We start from the raw sequence: 4707 nt of genomic DNA, 5'->3' as shown, positions 1-4707 counted from the left end.
GGTGTCCGGATTGATTAGCCCACTACACCTCCCCCCGGGCCCCTGCTTCGCGCTGTGCAGGACTTCATCCGCTCTGAATAATCCTGCGGTCGCGGTAACGCGAATAATGGGCGGTACTCCGGGCATCCTGCCCTACGCCCTGCGGGTCAGCCTGCGGCTGCTCAATTTTGTTCCCGACAAAATTGTCCATTGCCCTATTCGCTCGCCCGGCATCCTACCGGGACGTACCGGCGCAGAATGATTCAGACCGGCGTCCTACAGGCGCATAAAACCATGACGCCAGACCGCTTTTCAGTGCCCGCTTTTATTTATTTGAAAAGCCGCGTTGCGTCTAAATAAACGCGGCATTTGTGCGGTGCCAGTCAACCAGGCAGACAATCCGGTGGAAAGCACGACTCGGCCCGGAGCTTCTTCCTCCAAAGGTTTTAAGCTCTAAGCTCCGGGCGAATTGTTGTGCGGGCCGGATTGGCCACGCAGTTGACTGAACAGCGCCGCACAGCCGCAAGAGAGGATCGTAAGGAGATACCTCTCCTTGCATGGGGGCGCAGGGGGCGGAGCACCCGCAAAGGCTCAGAGATGATTACAAAGCCATCCAGCGCAGCTGACGACCAACACCAATCAACCCAAACACCAGACAAAAAAAGAGCCTCAACCGAGGCTCTTGTTTATACCGGAGCGATAACCGCCATCAGCGGATTTTATCCACCAGCGCTACCGCCAGTTCATCACCAATCAGCTTGGCAACTTCACGGGCGGCTTTCTGTCGGGCAACGTCTTCCAGCCCGGACACGCCTTTGGCCTGCTTGCTGAACGAGCTCAGCACACGACCGGCACCATCGCGGATGGTAACGCGGCTGTCGGCAAACACGTAGTGGCTGCCATCTTTGGCTTTGCCGCTCAGCTGGGCGCTGATATCGAAGCGCAGGTCGGCGTCGCTGCCGTCCTGAATGCGCAGTCCCTGTGAGGTCAGCGCTTCGAGCACGCCGCCACCAATGGTCTGGGCGCCGTCATCGAGCAGTTCGAGGCTGACCTGCAGCTGGTCGATCTGGGCGTAGATGCAGTCCTGCAGTGCTTTCAGCTCAGGACTTAAGGCCGGGGCCTTACGTTCCATGCTGATCAGCGTCAGACGCTCACCCAGACGCTCACGCTTGGCGAACAGGGTCAGTGCCGGTAATAACGGCTGCAGCTGTTGCAGGCGGTTACCGCTTGGCTGCAGTTCGCCGATGGCGCTCAGTTCCTGTTCGATATCGTTCATATCGCGGCGCAGACGTGCGGCCGCGGCATTACGATCCAGCTCGGCCAGGGCGTAAGCATATTTGGCGTCGGTATGGGTTTCGCTGATCTGAACTTCGTCCAGCTCGGCCGGTGGCACCTGACTGCGCACATAGTTACGCACGGTACGCAGCACTTCGCTGTCGCGGTTGCTGCCGCTCAGCTCGACGGTTTCGCTGCTGAAATCACCGCTGACGGTGACTTTAAGCTGCGATACCAGATCAATCCGCGCCAGTTCCGCCGCGCGTTTTACCGCATCGGTGGCACTGCCGTAGATTTCCATCGAACCGATGCCGTAGGCCATGCCGCGCATCTGCGGCGGCTGCGTTACCCAGGCCGGAGCTTTGCTGCTGCGGGCTGCGTCTTTGGCCGGTTTGGTGCTGTTGCCGACACAACCGGACAGCAGGCTGATGCCTGTGCCCAGTGCCAGTGCCGCAACCAGTAAGCGCTTAGCCACGGGCTGTCCTTAGAATCCGAAAGAGGATTTCTGCTGCAGTTTCTGGATCTTCTTCTGACCGTTCCACACTTCCATATTGGATTCCATGTCGATCAGTTTCAGGTCTACCTGATAGAAGGTCACACGATCTTTGCCCACCTGATCCACCAGCGAGTTGATGGTGCCGGACAGGGCGAAATCAGCGGCTTTTTCCTGGCCCTGAGCCTTGGCGTTCTTGGCGTTCAGTTCCTGATCGCGACGCTCATCACGTACCGCATCACGCTCATCGCCACCGGCCACGAAACCGGCACGGCCGGAACGGATGATGGAACGCTTGATGTCGTTGATGAAGGTATCGACGGCAATGTGCTCGTGCGACTTGTTGCTGATGCGCGAGATGATCACGGTCGGACGACGGTTATTGTCCATCTCGAAGTCACGCGCCCATGGGAAAGACAGCATGTCGGTGATCATTTCGTTGGCCACCAGTTCGGAGTCTTTAGCATTCCAGCGATCAGACAGCGCCACTTCTTCGTTAGCCGCCAGACGGGTTACTTTGGTTGAGCAACCGGCAGACAGCAGCACAGAGGCACCCAGCAGAGTGCAGGCAGTCAGTTTGGTGATATTTGTCAGCATGGTGTCCTTCCTTATCAGACAATGAATATGAGTTATTCAGATACTTTAATCAGTTGTTTTACTTCGCTTTCTTTGGCCGCACCGGCCAGAGGAGGCAATGTACGTACGCGCCACAGATGGATGTCTCCGGCTTTCAGATTCACCTGTTCCTGCGCGCTCTGACGCTGGCCCACGTTCAGTGTGGAGTCCAGCGCCAGTGTATGTTCACCCGGCTCAACAACAACCCGGCGAATGCGGATATCGCTTGGCAACAACAGCCAGTTGCGGGTTTCAGCAGCATCGGTCAGTTGTGCCGTCAGTTTACCGGCCATCGACAGGATACTGCCCAGCGAGCCACTGCCACCAGCTGAAGCAACCGACTGTGCGGTTAAGGCTTTCAATGATGAACGCGCCAGCGCCAGCTGAATATCGGTAGATGAGTTAACCATCTGTTCCTGCACCGCCATCAATGCCGGGTTGGAGGATTTCAGCATCAGGTGACGCTCGCCATCAACGCTCAGGGTACTCTCACCCAGCGCTTTAACCGGTGAATAGTAAGGTACGGTAATGCGCATAGAATCGCCGATGGCACTCAGCAGACCCATATCCTGCGCGGTATTCCACAGCGGGCCAATAGGCACTGTCTTGGTAAAGCTGTTAAACCAGTATCCGACTTCGGCGGCATCGAGGTAGTTCGCCACGGCATCGAAAATATCTTTATCGGCGTACAGCACATAGAACCAGGCCAGCTGGGCTTTGTCGTTACCAAAGAAATACGGACGGATTTCCAGCGCCTGCAGGGCCGGATTCACCGACAGCTCCAGACTCATTTCTTTACGCTGTGGCGCCAGACCCTTGTGCTCCAGCACGATGATCTGGGCTTTGTCAGCTGTCCAGTTTTTCAGCTCGGCCTGACGCGCTTTGCTCAGTTTTTTCTTTGCCAGTGCGCGCCATTCAGTGTTGTAACCTCCGGCCTTCTGCATCATGCGGATGGTGTCGAACCAGGCCTGCGCGGTCATTTCTGAGTCCAGGCGGAACTGCTTGCTGAAGCCATCTTCATAGCTTTTCGCGGCTTTCTGGTAACTGATGCGGGCATCATCGTACTCGCCGTTCATTTCAAAACTGATACCGGTGAGGTAATGCGCCATGGCGTCATCGCGGTATTGCAGTTTATCCATATCCACCAGATTGCCCTGCAGCTTCTCAAAGATTTTCAGCAGTTTGGTGAAGGTTTGCTGATCTTTATCGTTCTGCTCGGCGTAGGTGCCTTTACGCGAGTTCAGATCGTTAAGGCGGATAATCAGGCGGCGGGACTCAATACGCGCACCTTCCAGTGCGTCGTAATAACCATTGCGGTCGGTCGCCAGCTGCGCCAGACCAAAATAGTTCAGTGCCTTGTAATAGTTAATAAAGACTTTCTCGAAATCGGCACCACCGTAAGGGCCCTGACGCGGGTTTGACATCAGCGTCACCACGGAACCGGTAATGCTGGTTGTTTCCAGGTCTTCGGCGATGCGCTCCGCTTTATCGAGCAGCACATTACTGGCAGCAAAATCGCCTTCCAGATGTTTAACCACCGCCAGCTCCATATGATAAAGCAGACGGTCATTACCGCTTGGGTTCAGGGCTTTCTGAAATTTGGCTTCGGAGGCGGCGTAATCGCCTTTTTGTACATCCTGAATAGCACCGGTCACTCCGGCACCATAGGTTGCACAACCAGCCAGCAAAATCACTGGCAGCAACGCAGAAATTGAACGAAGGGTTTTACCCGGTTTCACAGCAGCTCCTTGCTTAATAAGTTGCTCGTTAATTAGCTTGAGGAGCGACAGTCTAAAACGCCTGTCCTGAAAGCCCAAGCCCGAAAACGACACCATGCTCAAAAACAGCCCCGGCATCCGGACGGTGCGGAAACATTGCCGCCATAAAAGCAGGGCCGGCAAGCATAAAGCGTGAATCTGAACGAATGATGAAAAGCAGAGAATAATAAGAAAAGCGGGGAGATAAAACGAATCCGGCCGTCTGACACATCCTTGCGTCAGACAGCCGGCAGCGGGTGCTGTTAATAATGTCAGTCTACTGGCTCTTTACTGATGACTCAACCAATAAAAAGGTCACTTTTTGTCAGCGCCAGAATCAGCCTCTGTGTTAACAGCGGAAGGTGACAGGCCGAGAATTTTCAGCGGTTGCTCGCCGTCGTCCAGAATCGGTTTGCCATCGGGCGTTACCCGCGTTACCAGCTCCTGCGTCTGCTGATCTTCCTGCGCCTGCTCGGTGGTGGTCTGGCTGAAACCACAGCTGATGCACTCGCGCACTTCTTCGCCGTCATCGTTACTGTACATAACGGTCTTGTCCATTTCGCTGCACTTGGGGCAGACAGCGCCGGC

The 4707-nt window shown here is 55.6% G+C and carries 4 protein-coding genes; all 4 read right to left on the bottom strand.

The window, feature by feature from the left end; all coding sequences use genetic code 11:
• Nucleotides 1–688 precede the first annotated feature (688 nt).
• Complete coding sequence (locus tag B3P58_RS19340; protein ID WP_286719872.1) at nucleotides 689–1729, bottom strand: hypothetical protein; 1041 nt, start codon at nucleotides 1727–1729, stop codon at nucleotides 689–691.
• A 9-nt stretch (nucleotides 1730–1738) separates the two neighbouring features.
• Complete coding sequence (locus tag B3P58_RS19335; RefSeq protein WP_286719870.1) at nucleotides 1739–2344, bottom strand: penicillin-binding protein activator LpoB; 606 nt, start codon at nucleotides 2342–2344, stop codon at nucleotides 1739–1741.
• A gap of 32 nt (nucleotides 2345–2376) precedes the next feature.
• Nucleotides 2377–4101, bottom strand: coding sequence for a hypothetical protein (locus B3P58_RS19330; RefSeq protein WP_286719867.1), 1725 nt, complete (start codon nucleotides 4099–4101; stop codon nucleotides 2377–2379).
• 333 nt (nucleotides 4102–4434) lie between these two features.
• On the bottom strand, nucleotides 4435–4707 hold a 273-nt coding region (locus tag B3P58_RS19325; RefSeq protein ID WP_286719864.1), incomplete at its 5' end, for a YheV family putative metal-binding protein.

This window comes from Thalassolituus sp. UBA2009 (assembly GCF_002335285.1).
GTDB lineage: Bacteria > Pseudomonadota > Gammaproteobacteria > Pseudomonadales > Oceanobacteraceae > Venatoribacter > Venatoribacter alkanivorans.
The sequence above is the reverse complement of the archived record's forward strand: the minus strand, read 5'-3'. Positions and strand labels throughout refer to the sequence as shown.